General features: G+C 67.6%; 10 protein-coding genes and 2 pseudogenes. 7 read left to right on the top strand and 5 right to left on the bottom strand.

What is annotated here, in order from left to right; genetic code table 11:
- Window positions 1-113: 113 nt before the first annotated feature.
- Window positions 114-740: a nuclear transport factor 2 family protein gene (locus X946_RS15370; protein ID WP_038748891.1), complete on the top strand. Its 627-nt coding sequence runs from the start codon at window positions 114-116 to the stop codon at window positions 738-740.
- A 460-nt stretch (window positions 741-1,200) separates the two neighbouring features.
- Here X946_RS15370 and X946_RS36690 read toward each other — a convergent pair.
- A pseudogene (locus X946_RS36690) lies at window positions 1,201-1,643 on the bottom strand (hypothetical protein).
- 132 nt (window positions 1,644-1,775) lie between these two features.
- Window positions 1,776-2,354: pseudogene (locus tag X946_RS36255) on the bottom strand (sel1 repeat family protein).
- Window positions 2,355-2,712: 358 nt separating this feature from the next.
- Here X946_RS36255 and X946_RS15355 point away from each other — a divergent pair.
- From X946_RS15355 to atsR, 3 genes are read left to right on the top strand one after another with little or no spacing between them, the layout of a single operon-like run.
- Window positions 2,713-3,588, top strand: coding sequence for a helix-turn-helix domain-containing protein (locus X946_RS15355; protein WP_038748888.1), 876 nt, complete (start codon window positions 2,713-2,715; stop codon window positions 3,586-3,588).
- 25 nt (window positions 3,589-3,613) lie between these two features.
- Window positions 3,614-4,114, top strand: a complete 501-nt coding sequence (locus tag X946_RS15350) for a molybdopterin-dependent oxidoreductase (RefSeq protein ID WP_038748886.1) — start codon at window positions 3,614-3,616, stop codon at window positions 4,112-4,114.
- Window positions 4,111-5,919, top strand: coding sequence for a hybrid sensor histidine kinase/response regulator AtsR (gene atsR / locus X946_RS15345; protein WP_038748884.1), 1,809 nt, complete (start codon window positions 4,111-4,113; stop codon window positions 5,917-5,919). The genes X946_RS15350 and atsR overlap by 4 nt, the downstream gene beginning before the upstream one ends.
- A gap of 122 nt (window positions 5,920-6,041) precedes the next feature.
- Here the strand turns inward: atsR and X946_RS15340 are convergent, their stop codons facing one another.
- A complete protein-coding gene (locus tag X946_RS15340; protein WP_038748882.1) occupies window positions 6,042-7,016 on the bottom strand; it encodes a LysR family transcriptional regulator in 975 nt (324 codons plus the stop codon).
- Window positions 7,017-7,212: 196 nt separating this feature from the next.
- Window positions 7,213-9,597 carry a penicillin acylase family protein gene (locus X946_RS15335; protein WP_038748880.1) on the bottom strand — a complete coding sequence of 795 codons (2,385 nt, stop codon included), beginning with the start codon at window positions 9,595-9,597 and terminating at the stop codon, window positions 7,213-7,215.
- Window positions 9,598-9,879: 282 nt separating this feature from the next.
- On the opposite strand from X946_RS15335, the gene X946_RS33910 reads away from it, so the two are divergent.
- The 3 genes from X946_RS33910 (at window position 9,880) to X946_RS15315 (ending at window position 15,969) form a co-directional block, all read left to right on the top strand.
- Window positions 9,880-10,218, top strand: coding sequence for a hypothetical protein (locus tag X946_RS33910; protein WP_145986812.1), 339 nt, complete (start codon window positions 9,880-9,882; stop codon window positions 10,216-10,218).
- Window positions 10,219-10,574: 356 nt separating this feature from the next.
- A complete protein-coding gene (gene tssF, locus X946_RS15320) occupies window positions 10,575-12,407 on the top strand; it encodes a type VI secretion system baseplate subunit TssF (RefSeq protein WP_038748875.1) in 1,833 nt (610 codons plus the stop codon).
- A gap of 481 nt (window positions 12,408-12,888) precedes the next feature.
- Entirely contained in the window at window positions 12,889-15,969 is a 3,081-nt protein-coding gene (locus X946_RS15315) for a transglycosylase domain-containing protein (RefSeq protein ID WP_038748873.1), read from the top strand.
- Window positions 15,970-16,030: 61 nt separating this feature from the next.
- Here X946_RS15315 and X946_RS15310 read toward each other — a convergent pair whose 3' ends face one another.
- A complete protein-coding gene (locus X946_RS15310) occupies window positions 16,031-16,726 on the bottom strand; it encodes a phosphoribosyltransferase (protein WP_038748871.1) in 696 nt (231 codons plus the stop codon).
- Between the last annotated feature and the right edge of the window lie 22 nt (window positions 16,727-16,748).

Below are 16,748 nucleotides of genomic sequence, written 5' to 3'. Positions count from 1 at the left end.
CTCTTTTGTCGCCGACGCTCGGCCGGCCCGCGTCGGCGCGTACCGCGCAACACCCGCCGAAGTTCGCCCGTTTCTTCCGTTTACCGCGTCATCATTAGAACAGGTACGTCATCGTGAATCGAATCCCGCTTCGCGCCGGCCGGCTGATCGGCACGCTCACGTTCGCCGCGTTGTCCTGCGCCAGCCTCGCCCAGACCTCCAACAACCAGAGAACGACGCCGGCGAAAGCGGCCGACGCGATCGAGATCCAGTACCTCATTGCGCAGTACGTTGCGACGCTCGACGCCGACACCGTCGGCGAATCGACGCAAAGCCGGGTGGACCGGTTCACCCGCATGTTCACGCCCGACGGCGTGTGGACGCAGCATGTATGGAACGCGGGCAAGCCCGCCGACGACGGCCCCGGCTGTTTCGTCCGCGGCCAGGCGCAGCTCACGCGATTTGCGCAAGTGCTGTTCGGCAACGCGACGAGCCGACCGACCGCGACCGCGCGGCACAATCTCGTGACGCCGCTCATCGACATCGCCGGCGACCGCGCAGAAGCCGCCGTCAACTGGATGCAGACGCGCGACGCAACGCTGTCCGAAGGACGCGTCGAGCTGCTCGCGACAGGCCGCTATTACCTGACGTTCCGACGTCAACCTTCGGGCTGGGCGATCGAGAAGCTCGACCTGATGAGCGATCATCCGTTGTACGGCACGCCGCTCGGGCCGCCGTGCACGCCAACCGGGCCGCGCTGAGCGCGGCGTCATCTCCGGGCCCAGAATTCTAGTTCCCGACTCTCCGGAAAACTCAAAGCCCCCGACGATCAGCCGATCGCCGGGGGCTTTCTCTTTACTACTCAGCCAGCCACTTGGCGCAGCGCTCCCGCGCGCAAGTCGCCACCACATCGCCGGCATCGATCGAAGCGCCCGGCTGCGTATGCTGCAGCTTTCGAGTCGCCCGAAACAGGCGGCAGCCCGCGTTCGTCACGAACCCGGAACCCCGCCAAACCGAAATCCGGTCCCCGAACCGAACCTCGGCCTGCGATGCCGGCCCTTCCCTCGCCTTCGACCCCGCCCGCGAATCACCGCAGGCGATGCGGCAACCTGCCGCCGCTTCTCTCCATCGAAGACGAAAGACCCCGCGCCGCCGACCGCCGTCGCCCGCAAGCGAGCGCATCGGCGGCGCGTCCATCTCGCTCGTCGGTTCGTCAGCTAGTCAGTTGACCTGCAACTGGCCGCCGCGCCCGAAACCGCCCTTCACGTCCTGCGCCTTGTAATTGCGCACCGCGACGACGAGTTCGTTCCATGCGCCGACGAACGCGACCGCGGTCGCCTTGCCTTCCGGCGACGTCGAAAAACCGCTCGACCCGCCGCCGACGTTTCCGCCGAAGCCGGCGAGCATCGCGCCTGAATGGGTCGCCCTCGAGCTCCCCTCGCCCCCCACCATTCCGCATTGCGGCCGTCGTCGACCGCGATCGTGCCGGGCGGCACGCTGCAATGCTGCAGCATCGAATCGGCGCTTGCGTTCACCGCGCCGCACGCCGCGCCCGTCGCGCCCGCATTCTGGCCGCCGGGCGTCACGATGCCGCCGCACGCCGCACGCCGCGAGGCGTGCGCCGTCAAGCCCGCCGCCTTCAAAACGAGCAGGTTGGAGAGGATGATCTTCACGTGCTTATCGATATCGTTGGTCTCTGTTTTCGGCTCACGCACTCGTGCAAACGCCGCGAAGCCCCCGGCAAGACGTGCGATGAGTTGGTCTCCTGCGATCGCCCCGTTTCGGCCGATACCCGGTCAATACCCGCACCCGTCCGACTGACGCCAGACGCCCAAGTACGGGTAGCCCGAATACCGGTAGTCCTAATAGACGTCACGCCATCGCGTGCGCCATTTGAAGTCGTCCCCGTCCACCTGCTTCGCCGCCCCGCACCTGCTCGAGCAGCTTCTCCGATTCCTTGTCGTCACGACCCGCGGCAATCGCGCAGCCATTTGTCCGCCTCGCGCGAATCCGGCCGCCCCCTCGGGACCGAACAGATAGAACACGCCGAACGCTTTCTGCGCTCGCAGATTGCCGCGCTACGCCGCATTGCCCGTCCACATGAGCGCCTGATAGCTGCCCTGCCGCACGCCGTCACCGCGGAAGCATCGCAGGCCCGGGGCGCAAGCCACCTTCGGCTGCGTCTTCGCGCGCCCCTTCAATGCCGCGATCCGCGAGTCTTCCTGATCCACGACGTCGCTCTCCAACTCGTAGGAAACCTGATTTTTCGGCCGTTCGGAACAGCCGTGGTCGTCGCATATCCGCACCGCGTCGCTCCCGGACGAATTCTGCGCACACGCGGCCAGCAGCGACGATGCGGACAAACGGCAGTGCATTGGGCGTGACCTCGAGTTTTTATTTGGACTGCAAATCGAAATCGCTTGAATCCACACCACGCCACACGCCCGACGCAGCGGTACGACACCGCCGCCATCGGACGCCACCGCTCAAGGACTCTCTCAGGTTCCCTATGTCGAATCTTTCGGCCCGACGCACTCGTTTTTCTCTCGCATCGAAGGCCTGCATCGCCATGCACCGTCCGTCATCCAATGTGACGCAACAAACAAGGGTGACGCGAAACGTCATAATAATGCAGAAAATTGGCATGTCAAGGCAATTCAGGCGGAAGAAGCTTGCACATTGCGTCACGTTTGTTATTCTTCCACCCAAAAATCCAGCGAGGAGCGCATCAAGATGACCCAACCGGACCCAGCCAACGCCGACTTGATCACCGCGATCAAAGTCCGAGATCTCCTCACCCGGACGGGCATTGCGCCGCGCAGCCACAACACGACGATCGCCAATATCCTCGGCCTGAGTTTTTCCGTCGTCACGCGCAAGATGAAAGGGCAGATTCCATGGAATCTGTCGCAGCTTCAGGACATCGCTTCGTACTTCGGCGTGCCGCCCGCGATCCTGCTCGACGACAAAGGCGCCCAGTCGAGCCCGGCGGTCGAGATGCACGATGCGACGCTCGTCATCGAGACGCGGCGCTTCCGGTGCCGCGCGGCGATTTCGACGAAGGCCAGCAACCAGCCCGATTCGGATTTCGTCGCGCTCCAATGGCAGGACAGCTGGGTCGTCTATGAAAATAAGCACGCGCCGGAAGGCCGCGCTTATCCCGTCGACGTCGTCGAGCTTCGATCGAGCGAGAGCAGCGCGTACGAAGTGCGGGTCGCGGTCGTCGACGATTCGCCCGACGTCGCCGAAACGATCTGCGAGTACTTCGCGGAGAAGGGCGTCGCCGCGATCGCATATCACGACAGCGCGTCCTTTCGCGACGCGCTGGAAGTCGAGGATTTCGACGGATACATTCTCGACTGGATGCTCGGCGCGGAAACCGCCGCCGGCCTCGTGCGCCGCATCCGCACGAGCGAAAACGCGGACGCGCCGATCTTCCTGCTGACCGGAAAAATCTCGACCGGCGAGGCAAGCGAGGACGAAATCGCGGAAGTCGTATCGAGCTTCAACGCCCGCTGCGAAGAAAAGCCGATCAGGCTGCCGATCTTGTTCGCCGAAGTGGCGCGCGCGCTGAAGATCGCGTACCCGCCCAACGCGCATGCAAGCTGAACCACCACTTTGAGAGGATGAAGCGATGCGAATGTCGATCGAATGGATGAAGAGCTTCGCGCTGACGCTGCTGCTGGGCGTCGCGATCTCGTCTTACGCCGCCCCCTTCAAGTTCACGGTCGACGGAAACATCAGGCATGCCAATCAATCGGGCCGGCACGCGTACGTCTTTTCCGAAGCGGATCTGATGGCCCTGCCGCAGCATTCGATCACCACGTCCACGAGTTGGACGCCAAGCGCCACGTTCACCGGCCCGCGCCTCACCGACATCCTCAAGACCGTCGGCGCGACCGGCACGCAAATCGAATTCCACTGCATCGACGAATACACGTTCACGATCCCGATTTCCGATGCCGACAAATACGGCGTCATTCTCGCGCGGAAGATGAACGGCAAGGTGCTCGACAACAACAGCTATGGGCCGCTGTGGATCATGTATCCGCGCGACCGGTTCCCCGACGAGCTGAAGACGCCGATCAGCGAAGCGAAGTTTGCATGGCAGATCATCGGGCTCACCGTGAAATGAGCAAGGTTCGATGGCGAAATGAAAAAATCATCGTCGCGCTGGGGTCCTTGTGGATTCTGGGCTTCGCCGCGTGGGCGTTCCTGCTGTACGACCTGCTCGGCACGTCGGTCAAGGAAGGCATTCTGGAAGGCCCGCGCGAAGGTGTGTTCTGGACTGCTGCGCAATATCGAAACTCGTTCAGCCGGTTCGATCGGCAACTGATTCTCTACGCGGCCCGTCAGGATCGCGACTTCGACGGCGTGCTGCTCCAGCTCGACAGCCTCGAAGCGTCGTTCGGCTTCCTCCAGCGGCCGTCCGAGGTGTCCGCCTACTGGCTGAGCATCCCCAAGGCTCGCGACGACATCGACGAGCTGGCCCGCTTCATGACGAGCCTGCGTCGCGACGTTCCCGCGCTGCGCGACCGCCCGGACGATGCGAAACGCGTCCTGCGCGATCTTGCCGGACATTGGCCGAAGGTGAACGCGCTCGCGAATTACTTTCGCTCGATCGAAATGGAGCAGCGCGACTTCACGTTCCATCAGCTCAAGGAGAAGCGGCGCGCGATCGTCATGCTGGGCGGCGTGCTCGGCGTCATCCTCGGCGCGCTGTTCCTGCTCCTCTTCTACACGATACGCACGCGCGGCAGCCTGCTCGAACGGCAACAGGCGGCGCTCGACGCGCAACGTCAGGCGTCCGACCGCGCATTCGAGATGATCGCCGCGAAGAACGCGTTCCTCGGCATGGTCAGCCACGAATTGCGCACGCCGTTGCAGGCGATCTGCGGATCGATCGAGGTTCTGCTCGCGCGCCCGCAGTCCGAAGCCAACACGAAGACGATCAAGCGCTTGCAGAACTCGGCCGCGTCGCTCGAAGCGCAGGTGAAGGAGCTCACCGACTACATCAAGCTTCGGTCCACGAATCGATCCGTTCAAGCGGAGACCGTCCAGGTCGCGCCGCTGTTGACCGAGGTCCTCGATCCGCTGCGCGCCAGGGCCCGCGACAAGCACCTGACGGCGGCGCTGCGCGTCGAGCCGCCCGATCTCGTCGTCAAATCGGACCGCAAGCTGATCCAGCAGATCGTATCGAACCTGATCGAAAACGCGATCAAATACACGAACAGCGGGACGATTTCGATTTCGGCGGATCTGACGGGCACCGCCGCGAAGCGCGCGATGAGAATCGCCGTGCGCGATACCGGCGTCGGCATTGCGAAGAACATGCTGCAGAAGATCTTCGAGCCGTTCTTTCGCGTGAACGCCCCCGGCGTCCGCCATGTCGACGGCATCGGCATGGGGCTCGCGGTCGTGCGGGAGCTCGTCGTCGCGCTGCACGGACATGTAGACGTCCGAAGCGTCGTCGGCGAAGGAAGCGAATTCGTCGTCACGCTGCCCGTCGAGCTGCCCGGCAGCGCCGATGTGTCCGGCGACGCGGCGCAACCGTCATTGCAGACGCCGCATCGCGGCCTGCATGCGCTCGTCGTCGACGACAACGAGAACGCGCGCGAAACGCTCGGCGCGATGCTGACGGCCCTCGGCATTCAGGTCGATTTGCGCGGCACGGGCAAGGAAGGGCTGCGATGCTTCGGCGAGCGCCAGCACGACATCGTCGTGCTCGATCTGGAGCTGCCCGATCTGAGCGGCTTCGAAGTGGCCGAGCAGATCCGCTGGGCGACGTCGGCCGGCACGCAAAAGAAGACGTCGATACTCGGCGTGAGCGCGTACGAATCCGCGTTGCTCAAGGGCGATCGGGCGATCTTCGACGAGTTCGTCCCGAAGCCGGTTCATCTGGACGCGCTCAGCCGCATCGTCCGCCGGCTGCGCAACTGATTCGCGGCGCGGCGCGCGCAGGCAGGCATGGAGCGGCGCTCGTCGGGCCGGCGCGCGTTCCGCACGCGTTAGGCGCACCTTCGATGCACCTTCGGCGCGCGCCGACGCGCGCATCGCGAACGCTACGCCGCCACCTGCCCGCGCCTCCCCTGCGCTTCCCGCACCGCGACGCCGCCGCGCCAATCCTCGCCGCCTTCGAGCGCGGGCGTCGATTCGAACAGCTCGGCGATCCAGTCGGCGAATACGCGCACCTTCGCGGACAGATGCCGATTGTTCGGATAGACGATCGAAATCGGCTTCGGCTTCGGATTGAAGCCCGGCAGCACCTCCCGCAGCGATCCGTCGAGCAGGTGCGGCAGCACCATGAACAGCGTCGGCTGGATCATGCCGAAGCCTTCGACGCCGCAGGTCACGTAGGCATCCGAATCGTTGACGGTCACGGCGCCGTTCAACCTGACCTCGACCGGCTTGCCGTCGATCACGAACACCCACGGCACCGGCCGCGAACCGTGGCTCGCGCGGAAGTTCACCGCGTGGTGCGCGGCCAGCTCCTCGATTTGCGTGGGCTCGCCGAAGCGCTTCAGGTAATCGGGCGACGCGCACGTGACGCGCTTGAGCATCCCGATCCGCCGCGCGACCATCGACGAATCCTCGAGCGGCCCGACGCGGATCATGCAGTCGATCCCCTCTTCGACCGGGTCCACCGGGCGATCGGACAGCCCGAGATCGAGCACGATGTCCGGGTAGCGCTGACGGAAGATCGGCAGCGCGGGAATCACGAGCCGCCGCCCGAGCGAGCTCGGCATATGCACGCGCAGCGCGCCGCTCGGCTTGCGGTTGCCGATCTGAAAGCTCGCATCGGTTTCCGCGATCTCGGTGATGATCTTGATGCAGTGCTCGTAGTACGCGGCGCCTTCCGGCGTCAGCGACAGCCGGCGCGTCGTCCGATGCATCAGGCGCACGCCGAGCAGCGCCTCGAGATTCTGGATGATCGTCGTCACCGACGCGCGCGGCATCCCGAGCGTCTCCGCGGCCCGCGTGAAGCTGTTCGCATCGACCACGCGGGTGAAAACTTCCATTGCCTGAATGCGGTCCATGCTGTCCCCCTTCGAATCGCTAACAGGACAGAATAGAGCACGCGACGGCGCCGGTTCAAGCCGCTTCGCGACTATTCGCTTTCGCCGAATAGTCCTGCGGGTCGCGCGATCCGGCGCGCCGCCCGCACGCGGCCGGATCGACGGCCGCCGTGAACCGATGCGCTGATGCGCCGACGCCGATCGTTCGTGCGCCGAACTATGGCGCGAACCGCAGCGTGTGCTCGGTCGGCCCCGGCAGGAACGGCATCGGCTCGCCCTTCACCCATGCCTCGTGCCCCGCGAGGAAAAACGGACTGAGCGGATGCCCGCTCTGCCCGCCCGGCATGTTGAAGAGCCCGTGCTCCTCGTGCCCCGGCGAAACGACGATCCGCTCCGATTGCCCGAACTTCGGCGCGGCGACGCGCGGCATGTTCGCATCGCCCGGCACCTGATCGGCGGGTGCGGACAGCCAGCGCCCCGCGAGCGGCACGCTGCGCGCGAACGGATGCGCGATCCGCAGCGTGTTGCGCTCGCCCCAGGTGGCTTCGGCGAGCGGCGCGCCCTTCGAGGTCAGCGCGGCAATCGTCCGATCGATCGCCATCAGTTGCACGTCGCGCCAGCTCGCCGTGTCGGCGGGCAGCCACGCGGGCGGCTGCTCGTCGAGCAGCCGCGCGATCACGACCGGCCAGCGCGGATTCGCCAGCGCGTAGTCGGCGTCGCGCTGTTGCTGCTTCAGGCGCGCGTCGAGTCCGCCGAAGAGCACGTCGTAGAGCCGGTACAGATAGCCGCGCGCGAGCGTGTATCCGACCGAGTCGGCGCTCGCGCGCCCCGTCCAGCCGCTCGCGAGCAGGCGCCGGAACTCCGCGCGCTCGGGATGGCCGGCGAGCGCCGCTTCGTCGAGCACGCGCAGCGCCCGGTCGCGCCAGAGCGACATGAAGCGCGCGCGATCGTCGAGATCGAGCCGGTATGCGGATCGCTCGTCGGTGCGCCCGAGCGCCGTCAGGCCGTCGCGCAACTGGCTCGCGCGCGCGCCGAGATCCGCGCCGCCGTCGCCGATCAGCCGGTACGCGTCGCTCGCGAGCTGCCGGTTGTTCGCCGTCCAGAGCTGGCCGCCCGCGGGATCGACGATGCGCGGATACGCGTCGGACGGCAGCGCCGCCTGCCAGGTCGAGGCGTCGTTGCCACCGTCGTCCGGCCGCCCCCGGCGATCGGACAGCGCGCCCGCGATCGTCCAGCCGATGCGCCCCGAGCTGTCGCCGATCACGATGTTCTGCGCGGGAAGGCCCGCCGCGTTCGCGACCCTGATCGCGTCCTCGATGCCGGCCGCATCGATCATCTTCATGAATTCGAGGTTGGCCGCGCCGCTCGCCTGCGCGATCCAGTGCGCCGCGTAGAACTCGCCGCCGATTTCGCGCACGGGGCCGGCCGTCGTCTCGAGCACGGTCAGCTCGACGGGCGCGGCGCCGCGCACGCGTATCGTCTCGACGCGCGCGCGCGCCGTCTGCCACGCGCCGCCGAGCTTGAAGCGATCAGGGTCGCGCACGTCGCGCTCGAGCGGCAGCAGATCGAGGCAATCCGCGTAGCCGTTCGTGAAGCCCCACGCGATGCGCCCGTTGCTGCCGACCACGACGGCGGGCAGCCCGGGCAGCGTCACGCCGACGACCCGCGCGGCCGGCCCCGCGCCGCCCGCGAACCTGAACGCCGCGCGATACCAGATGTTCGGCAGGCCGAGCGACAGATGCATGTCGTCGCCGACGATCGCGGCGCCGCCCACGCTGCGGCTGCCCGCGAGCACCCAGTTGTTGCTGCCGACCGACGACTGCTCGTCGAGCGACACGCTGTTGATCGTCGCCGCGGGCTTCGCTTCGCGCAGCCATGCCGGCGCGGCCGCGCTCACCCGCGCGATCGGCGCGGCGACGCCCGGCGCGTCGAGCGGCGCATCGAAGCGGCTCGACGTCGGCAGCACAAACGCGAGCTGCTCGGGCGTCGAGTGCGCTCGCAGCCAGTGCCGCGCGAACTCGCGCGACGCGAGCCGGCCTTGCAGATCGAAGTACATCGCCCAGATCACGAGCAGCGAATCCTCGGGCCGCCACCGCTGCGGCTGCATGCGCAGCAGCGCGTATTCGAACGGGCGTGCGCGCAACGCGGCGAGGCCGTCGTTCACGCCTTGCGTGTAGCGCTCGAGCACGCGCAAGTCGTCAGCCGGCAAGTGCGCGACAACTGCTGCGGCGAGCGCGCGGAACCGGAACAGGCGATGGTCGCGATCGACGTCGAGCGCGATCGGCCCGAACAGCTCGGACAGCTCGCCCGCGCCGCTTCGGCGCAGCATGTCCATCTGGAAGAAGCGGTCCTGCGCATGCAGATAGCCGATCCCGTACGCGGCGTCGACGCGCTCCCGCGCGGAAATCGTCGGCACGCCGAACGCGTCGCGCTCGGCCGTCATCGGCGCGCCGAGCAGCGGCGCGCGGACGTCACCGTCGAGTTGCGCAAGACTCGCGCGCAGATACGCAGTCGCGCCCGCGAAAGCGAGCAGCACGCAGAGCAGGATCAGGCCCGACAGGATCTTCAGGTGGCGCCGCATGCGATTCCGGGTCGAGGCCATGGTTGCGCGAATCCTTGGGTTGCGCCGGCGCGGCGCCCGTCCGGTTCCGGGCGAAGGGCGAACGCGCTGGCGGGTTGGGCGGCCTGGCGCCGCTCGTCGATATCGGTCTGCTGAAACGGATCGAACGCATCGCGTGCCTTCGTTGCGACCTGCCCCGAATATTCTGCAGCGGCGGCGCTTCCGTCAAGGCGCCGCGCCCGCCTGCGAGACGGTTGCTTGCGCGCGTCCGCCGGCGCGCCGCTCGGCCGGTCGCCGATCGCGCCCCGCCCGCGGCGATCGCGAATGACGAGAACCGCGCCGCGCCCGTATCCGCGCGCCGGCGCAAACCAAACCATAATCGGCCGCCTTCGCCGGATGGTTCAATTCGATGACCGGATCGTGCGGCACCATACTCGAACGAATGACGAGCGGTTGCGCCAATTCGCGCGTACGCCGAAAATCCCCGGGCATGAATCCGGGCCGAGCCGCATCGCCTCCACGATTGGCGCGACGACTGTTTCCGGCATTAAAAATACCTTACATATCACGCGGTTGCACGATCACGTGGAATATTCATCCTTGCCGCCCGCGAATCCTGGTTTAATCAGGCGCATGCCGATATCGGCTGCACAACGATATTGAATCATTCCCCGGCGCGAATTTGAACGCAAGGCGGCAATAATGTGGCCACTCGACGCGTACCTCGACAATCGCGGTAATGATTTCTCGCTCGCCGCATCGAAACGCTTCGAGACGGCGCGCTTCGGCCGTATTCGGCATCGCCGCGCGGCCGCGCATCTCGACGGCGATTCCGGCGTCCGGCGCGCGATGGGCACTGCGACGCCATGCGCCCGTCGACTGAACGCCTGCGGCCCCGCCGCCATTCGCGGAACGCGCGATCGCGTCGGCGTCGGGCGCGACGCGCGCATGACCGCGCGCCGCACGGAGCCCCGCGGCCGGTCGCGCCGATCGGCCCGAATCCCGACCGCCTCTTTCCGATGAACGACCTCCTTCCCTACTACGAACGCGAGATCGCGCTGCTGCGCAACGCGGTGCGCGAATTCGCGATCCGTCATCCGAAGATCGCGACGCGCTTCGGGATCGCCGACGGCCAGACCGACGACATGCATGTCGAGCGTATGCTCCAGTCGTTCGCGCTGCTGAGCGCGCAGATCGGCGAGACGCTCGACGACGAGTATCCCGAGTTCACCGAGGCGCTCGTCGAAACCGCGTGCCCCGATTATCTGCGCCCGTTTCCCGCGTGCTCGATCGCGCAGTTCGACGCGGCGTCGCTGTTCAGCCAATTGACGGAAAGCGTGACGATCCGGCGCGGCACGACGCTCGAAAGCCGGGTCGGCGCAAATCGGTTCCGCACCGCGTACGACGTCGCGCTCGCGCCCGTGTCGATCGTCGACGCACGCTTTCGGCCGGCGTCGGCCGCGCCGGCCGCCGCGCAGATGCCGCCGTCGTCGACGGGCATCGTGTCGATCACGTTCGATTCGCCGACAGCGCAGCCGGCGCAACTTGCGCTGTCGGCATCGCACGCGCGCAGCCTGCGCGTGCATCTGCACGGCGACGCGCCGCTCGTCGCCGCGCTTCTCGACACGTTCGCGATGCACGTGCCCGCCGCGTTCGTCGAGCTCGACGGCGACGGGCGCTGGAAGCCGCTGTCGAAGGTGCCGCTCGCGCCCGTCGGGTTCGCGGACGAAGACGCGCTGCTCGCCCCCGCGCGCGACGCGTCGCCGTTGCGGCTGCTGATGGAATATTTCGCCTTCCCGGCCAAATTCGATTTCGTCGACATCGACGTCGCACGCATCGCGCGCGCGGCCGGCCCGTGCCGGCGCCTGACGCTGCACTTGCCCGTCGTCGACGTCGCGATGGATTCGCGGCGCGCGCGCGTGCTCGACACGCTGTCCGCCTCGAACCTGCGCCTCTTCTGCACGCCGATCGTCAATCTGTTCAGCCAGGACGCGATGCCGATCTCGCTGCGCGACGCCGCGGCCGCCTATCCCGTCGCGCCGCAGGCGCTGAAGTCGAACGGCATCGAGGTGCGATCGATCGACGCGGTGCGCATCGCGCGCGAAGGCGAGCACGGCGCGAGCGTCGACGTGACGCCGTATCACTCGCTGCTGCACGGCCAGCGCGGCCGCAAGGAACCGCTCTACTGGGCGCCGGAGCGCGATCCGTTCGCGCACGGCGCGCGCCCGGCGGCGCCCGCGGCGCTCAGGCTCGTCGACGCCGACGGCGCGCTCGTGCGGCCCCGTGCCGGTCAGTTGAACGTCGAGCTCACCTGCACGAACGGCGACTATCCGCAGACGCTGCCGATCGGCGATCCCGACGGCGACCTGTTCAACGAGAAGGACAATCTGCCGGGCAGGATCGCGATCCTGCGCCGGCCGACGCCGACCCGCCGCTTTGCGCGCGACCACGGCGCGCTCTGGCGGCTGATCGCGGCGATGACGCCGCACGCGTTGCTGCTGCGGCCGTCGGGGCTTGGTGCGCTGAAGTCGCTGCTCGTTCAATATGCGGCGCGCTCGTCGAGCGCGGTTGCGCAAATCGACGGCATCGCGAATCTCGATCACAAGGCCGCCGTGCGCTGGATGGCTGTGAAACCGATGCCGACGTTCGTGCGCGGCCTCGAAGTCGAGCTGACGCTCGACGAAGCCGCGTTCGCATCGAACAGCCTAAAGGTGTTCATCGACGTGATGGACGGCTTCTTCGCGCTGCACGCGCCGCCGAACGGCTTCATCCGGCTCGTCGTGTATTCGCGGGACACCGGCCGCGCGCTGCACCGATGCGAGCCGCGCGGCGCAATCGCGCAGCTCGTGTAGCAACGTTCGTTCGCGCGACGGGCAACGGGCAACGGGCAACGGGCAACGGGCGATGCTGCGGCAAACGGTAAGCGACAGGCGAAAGACGGCAAGCGGCAAGCGGCAAGCGGCAAGCAACGATCGTCACCTCCGCCCGCGCGGACATGAAGTCCGCGCAGACGACACCGTCCGGCTGACGCCGCATCAAGCGACGCAAGCCATCCAGGGCGCCGCCTCCGTTACCGCCCTCCTTCGCGCTGCCGCGACGCCGCCGTCGCGCGGCCGGCGGCGCGAGCGCCGCCGTGCGTCCCGCGAACGGTGCGCGCCGCACCATTTCCGGACATCGCCGCCGCCACTGCCGCGAGCTGCGCGACGCATACGGAAACGTTTCCACACCCACTGTGGTTTTTCAGAGTCAACCCGTACAGTGGCTTCCACAATTCGGTACTAAACTAAGCGAAATGGGCTCGGCGAGTGCCGCAGCTCTCCGGGAGACGCCGCCATGAATCGGCCGCTGATTCGGATTCCCCTTCGCCCCACCGGAACCCTGTCGTTCTGGAAGGCGCTCAAATGGTCGTTGATCGCGATCATCGTGGTCGCGCTTGCGATCATCGCGCGCGTCGTTCAGATCGAGATCGAAACCTCCCGGCTACAGGCGCGTTTCTTGTCTGAACTGACCCGCGACGTCGGCTACAGCGTCGACGAAGGCGCGAGCAACCGCATCCGCTTCCCCGAAAACGGCCCGTACGACCTGCGGCTCGGCTATGCGCTGCTGCCGTCGTTCCAGCAGAGGCTGCTGTCGCGCGGCTTCGTCGTCGCGTCGCAGGCGCGCGCGTCCGACCGGATGCTGTCGCTCGCCGACGACGGCCTGTTCCTGCCGTACGGCGAAAAAGACCAGGCCGGCCTGTCGATCGTCGATTCGACGGGCTCGCCGCTCTTCGGCGTCGTCTATCCGCACCGCGTGTACGACAGCTTCGAGTCGATCCCGCCGCTCGTCGTGCAATCGCTCCTCTTCATCGAGGATCGTTATTTGCTCGACCCGAATCAGCCGAACCGCAACCCGGCGATCGACTGGGGGCGCTTCAGCCGCGCGCTCGCCGACCAGGGGCTGCGCTTCGTGAACCGCCGCCAGGCGACGCCCGGCGGCAGCACGCTCGCGACGCAGCTCGAGAAGTTCCGCCACTCGCCCGACGGCCGCACGGCGACGCCGCCCGAAAAGCTCCGGCAGATCGCGTCGGCATCCGTGCGCGCGTATCTGAACGGCCCGCAAACGATGGCCGCGCGCCACGCGATCGTCGTCCACTACCTGAACTCGGTGCCGCTCGCCGCGCGCGCGCGCGTGGGCGAAATCACCGGCATCGGCGACGGCCTCGCCGCGTGGTACGGCCGCGACTTCGACGAAGTGAACCGGCTGCTCGCCGCGCCGACGACGCCCGACAACGTCGAAGCGCAAGGCGTCGCATTCCGGCAGATGCTGTCGCTGATGATCGCGCAGCGCGCGCCGTCGTACTTTTTGAACAGCGGCTTCCCGACGCTGCAGCGGCTCACCGACAGCTACCTGCGCCTCGTCGCGACGGGCGGCGTGATCTCACCCGCGCTGCGCGACGCCGCGCTCGCCGCGCGCATCGAGCGCAGCGCGCCGCCCGCCGCGCCCGATGCGCAATCGTTCGTCACGCGCAAGGCGGTGACGTCCGCGCGCTCGCACCTGCTCGGCGCGCTCGGCATCGACAACGTCTATCAGCTCGACCGCCTCGACCTGCGCGCGACCGATACGCTGAACAACAAGGTGCAGCAGGCGGTCGCGGCGGGCCTCGCGCGCGCGGCGACGCGCGACGGCGCGCGCGAAGCCGGCCTCTACGGCTTCGAGATGCTGCGCGCCGGCGACGATCCGTCGAAGATCCTGTACAGCTTCACGCTGTACGAACGACGCAACGGCGCGAACCTCCTGCGCGTGCAAACCGACAGCGTCGATCAGCCGTTCGACATCAACCAGGGCGCGCGCCTGAATCTCGGCTCGACCGCGAAGCTGCGCACGATCGTCACGTATCTGCAGATCGTCTCCGAGCTGCACGCGCGCTACGCGGGCATGAGCGCCGCCGAGCTCGCGAAGGTGAAGCCCGATCCGACCGACGCGCTCACGCGCTGGGCGCTCGACTATCTCGCGCATACGCACGATCGTTCGCTGCAGGCGATGCTCGCCGCGTCCGTCGAGCGCAAGTATTCGGCGAGTCCTGGCGAGACGTTCTACACGGGCGGCGGCGCGCAGAGCTTCACGAACTTCGAGAAATCCGACAACGGCCGGATACTGACCGTGCACGTCGCGTTCCAGAACTCGGTGAACCTCGTGTTCGTGCGGCTGATGCGCGACATCGTCCATTACGAGATGATCCGCACGAGCGGGCCGTCGACGTCGTGGCTCGACGATCCCGCGCAGCGCCAGCGCTATCTGATGCGCTTCGTCGATGCGGAGAGCCGCGTGTACGTGAAGCGCTTCTATACGAAATACGCGGGCAAGCCCGACGACGACGCGCTCGCCGCGATGCTCGACAACGTGCGCAAGTCGCCGCCGCGCGTCGCGACGGTGCTGCGCAGCGTCGCGCCCGAAGCGCCGCGCCCGTGGTTCGACGCGAAAATGCGCGCGACGCTGCACGGCACGCCGGCCGCCGAGAAGCTGTCGGACGACGCGCTCGACAAGCTCTACACGAAGTACGCGATCGACCGCTTCAACCTGAACGACCGCGGCTACATCGCGGGCGTGCACCCGCTCGCGCTGTGGACGCTCGCGTATCTGCGCAAGCATCCGGACGCATCGCTCGACAACGTGCAGAAGGCGAGCCGCGACGCGCGGATCACGTCGTACTCGTGGCTATTCAAGACGCGCTACCACGCGACGCAGGACCGCCGCATCAAGCGGATGGTCGAGCTGCGCGCGTACGACGAGATCGGGCAATCGTGGCGCGCGCTAGGCTACCCGTTCGATCACCTGACGCCGTCGTACGCGGCGGCGATCGGCGCATCGGGCGATCAGCCGGCCGCGCTCGCGAAGCTCGTCGGCCTGATCGCGAACAACGGCGAGAAGGTGCCGAACGAGCGGATCTCGTCGCTCGAGTTCGCGGCCGGCACGCCGTACGAGACGCGCTTCGTGCGCGCCGCCGCGCCGCCGCAGCCGCTGCTGTCGCCGGAAATCTCGAACCAGGTGCACGCGCTGCTCGGCGACGTCGTGCAGAAGGGCACGGGCCGCCGCCTCGCGCAGGGGCTCGCGTTCCCGAACGGCCCGACGCTGCCCGTGTACGGCAAGACGGGCACGGGCGACCAGCGCTTCAACGTGTACGCGCGCGGCGCGCGCCTCATCGAATCGCGCAAGGTCAATCGCAGCGCGACGTTCGCGTTCTCGATCGACGATCGGTTCTTCGGCGTGCTGACCGCGTACGTTCACGAACCGTACGCGGCGCGCTACGATTTCACGAGCGCGATGGCGGTGCAGTTGCTGAAGACGCTCGCGCCGGCGCTGCAGCCGCTGCTGAAAGCGCCCGCCGAGCCGGGTGCGAATGACGTGGGCAGTAAGGCCGCCGCCGCGGGCTGAGCGCACGCGATGCGCGTTCGATCGATCGAACGCCGGCTCGACGCCGCGCGGCCAGCCGCGCTCAGAACGGGCCCGCGTCCGGCGTCGGCGCGCCGTCCGCGCCCGACCATTCCCACTCGCTCGCGCGGCCGAGCAGCTCGCGCACCTCGTCGTCGCTCGTCTGGTCGAAATTCCGATAGAACTGGCCGATGCCCATCAGCCAGTCCGGCCGCATCACGCAGACGACCGCGTCCGCGACCTCCTCGACCTTCTCCGCGCTGCTCGGCGACGCGACGGGCACCGCCGCGACGAGCTTCGCCGGCTTGTGCGCGCGCATCGCTTCGAGCGCGGCGAGCATCGTCGAGCCCGTCGCGATGCCGTCGTCGACGACGATCACGGTGCGGCCCTCGACGTCGGGCGGCGCGCGGCGGCCGCGATACGCGGCCTCGCGCCTCGCGAGCTCGGTGCGCTCGCGCTCGATCGTGTCGGCGAGCTCGCGATCGCTCACGTGCATCGCGTGCAGCACCGACCGCTCCAGCTGCACGACGCCGCCCGTCGCGATCGCGCCCATCGCGAGCTCCGGATTGCCGGGCGCGCCGAGCTTCCGCACGATCAGCACGTCGAGCTTCACGCGCAGCGCCTTCGCAACCTCGAACGCGACCGGCACGCCGCCGCGCGGCAGCGCGAGCACGATGACGTCGCTGCGGTTCGCATAATCGGCGAGATGCGCGGCAAGCTGCCGGCCGGCATCGACGCGATCGCGAAAATAATCGTTCATCACGCCTCCTTCGCCGCGACGC

The organism is Burkholderia sp. ABCPW 111, from assembly GCF_000773065.1.
Lineage (GTDB): Bacteria > Pseudomonadota > Gammaproteobacteria > Burkholderiales > Burkholderiaceae > Burkholderia > Burkholderia savannae.
The sequence above is the reverse complement of the archived record's forward strand: the minus strand, read 5'-3'. Positions and strand labels throughout refer to the sequence as shown.

Excerpts from the sequence above, each read along its gene's own strand:
- X946_RS15355 (WP_038748888.1), top strand. The coding sequence starts at position 2,713 with ATGACCCAACCGGACCCAGCCAACGCCGACTTGATCACCGCGATCAAA.
- X946_RS15350 (WP_038748886.1), top strand. The coding sequence starts at position 3,614 with ATGCGAATGTCGATCGAATGGATGAAGAGCTTCGCGCTGACGCTGCTG.
- atsR (WP_038748884.1), top strand. The coding sequence starts at position 4,111 with ATGAGCAAGGTTCGATGGCGAAATGAAAAAATCATCGTCGCGCTGGGG.
- X946_RS15340 (WP_038748882.1), bottom strand. The coding sequence starts at position 7,016 with ATGGACCGCATTCAGGCAATGGAAGTTTTCACCCGCGTGGTCGATGCG.
- X946_RS15335 (WP_038748880.1), bottom strand. The coding sequence starts at position 9,597 with ATGGCCTCGACCCGGAATCGCATGCGGCGCCACCTGAAGATCCTGTCG.
- X946_RS33910 (WP_145986812.1), top strand. The coding sequence starts at position 9,880 with ATGACGAGAACCGCGCCGCGCCCGTATCCGCGCGCCGGCGCAAACCAA.
- tssF (WP_038748875.1), top strand. The coding sequence starts at position 10,575 with ATGAACGACCTCCTTCCCTACTACGAACGCGAGATCGCGCTGCTGCGC.
- X946_RS15315 (WP_038748873.1), top strand. The coding sequence starts at position 12,889 with ATGAATCGGCCGCTGATTCGGATTCCCCTTCGCCCCACCGGAACCCTG.
- X946_RS15310 (WP_038748871.1), bottom strand. The coding sequence starts at position 16,726 with ATGAACGATTATTTTCGCGATCGCGTCGATGCCGGCCGGCAGCTTGCC.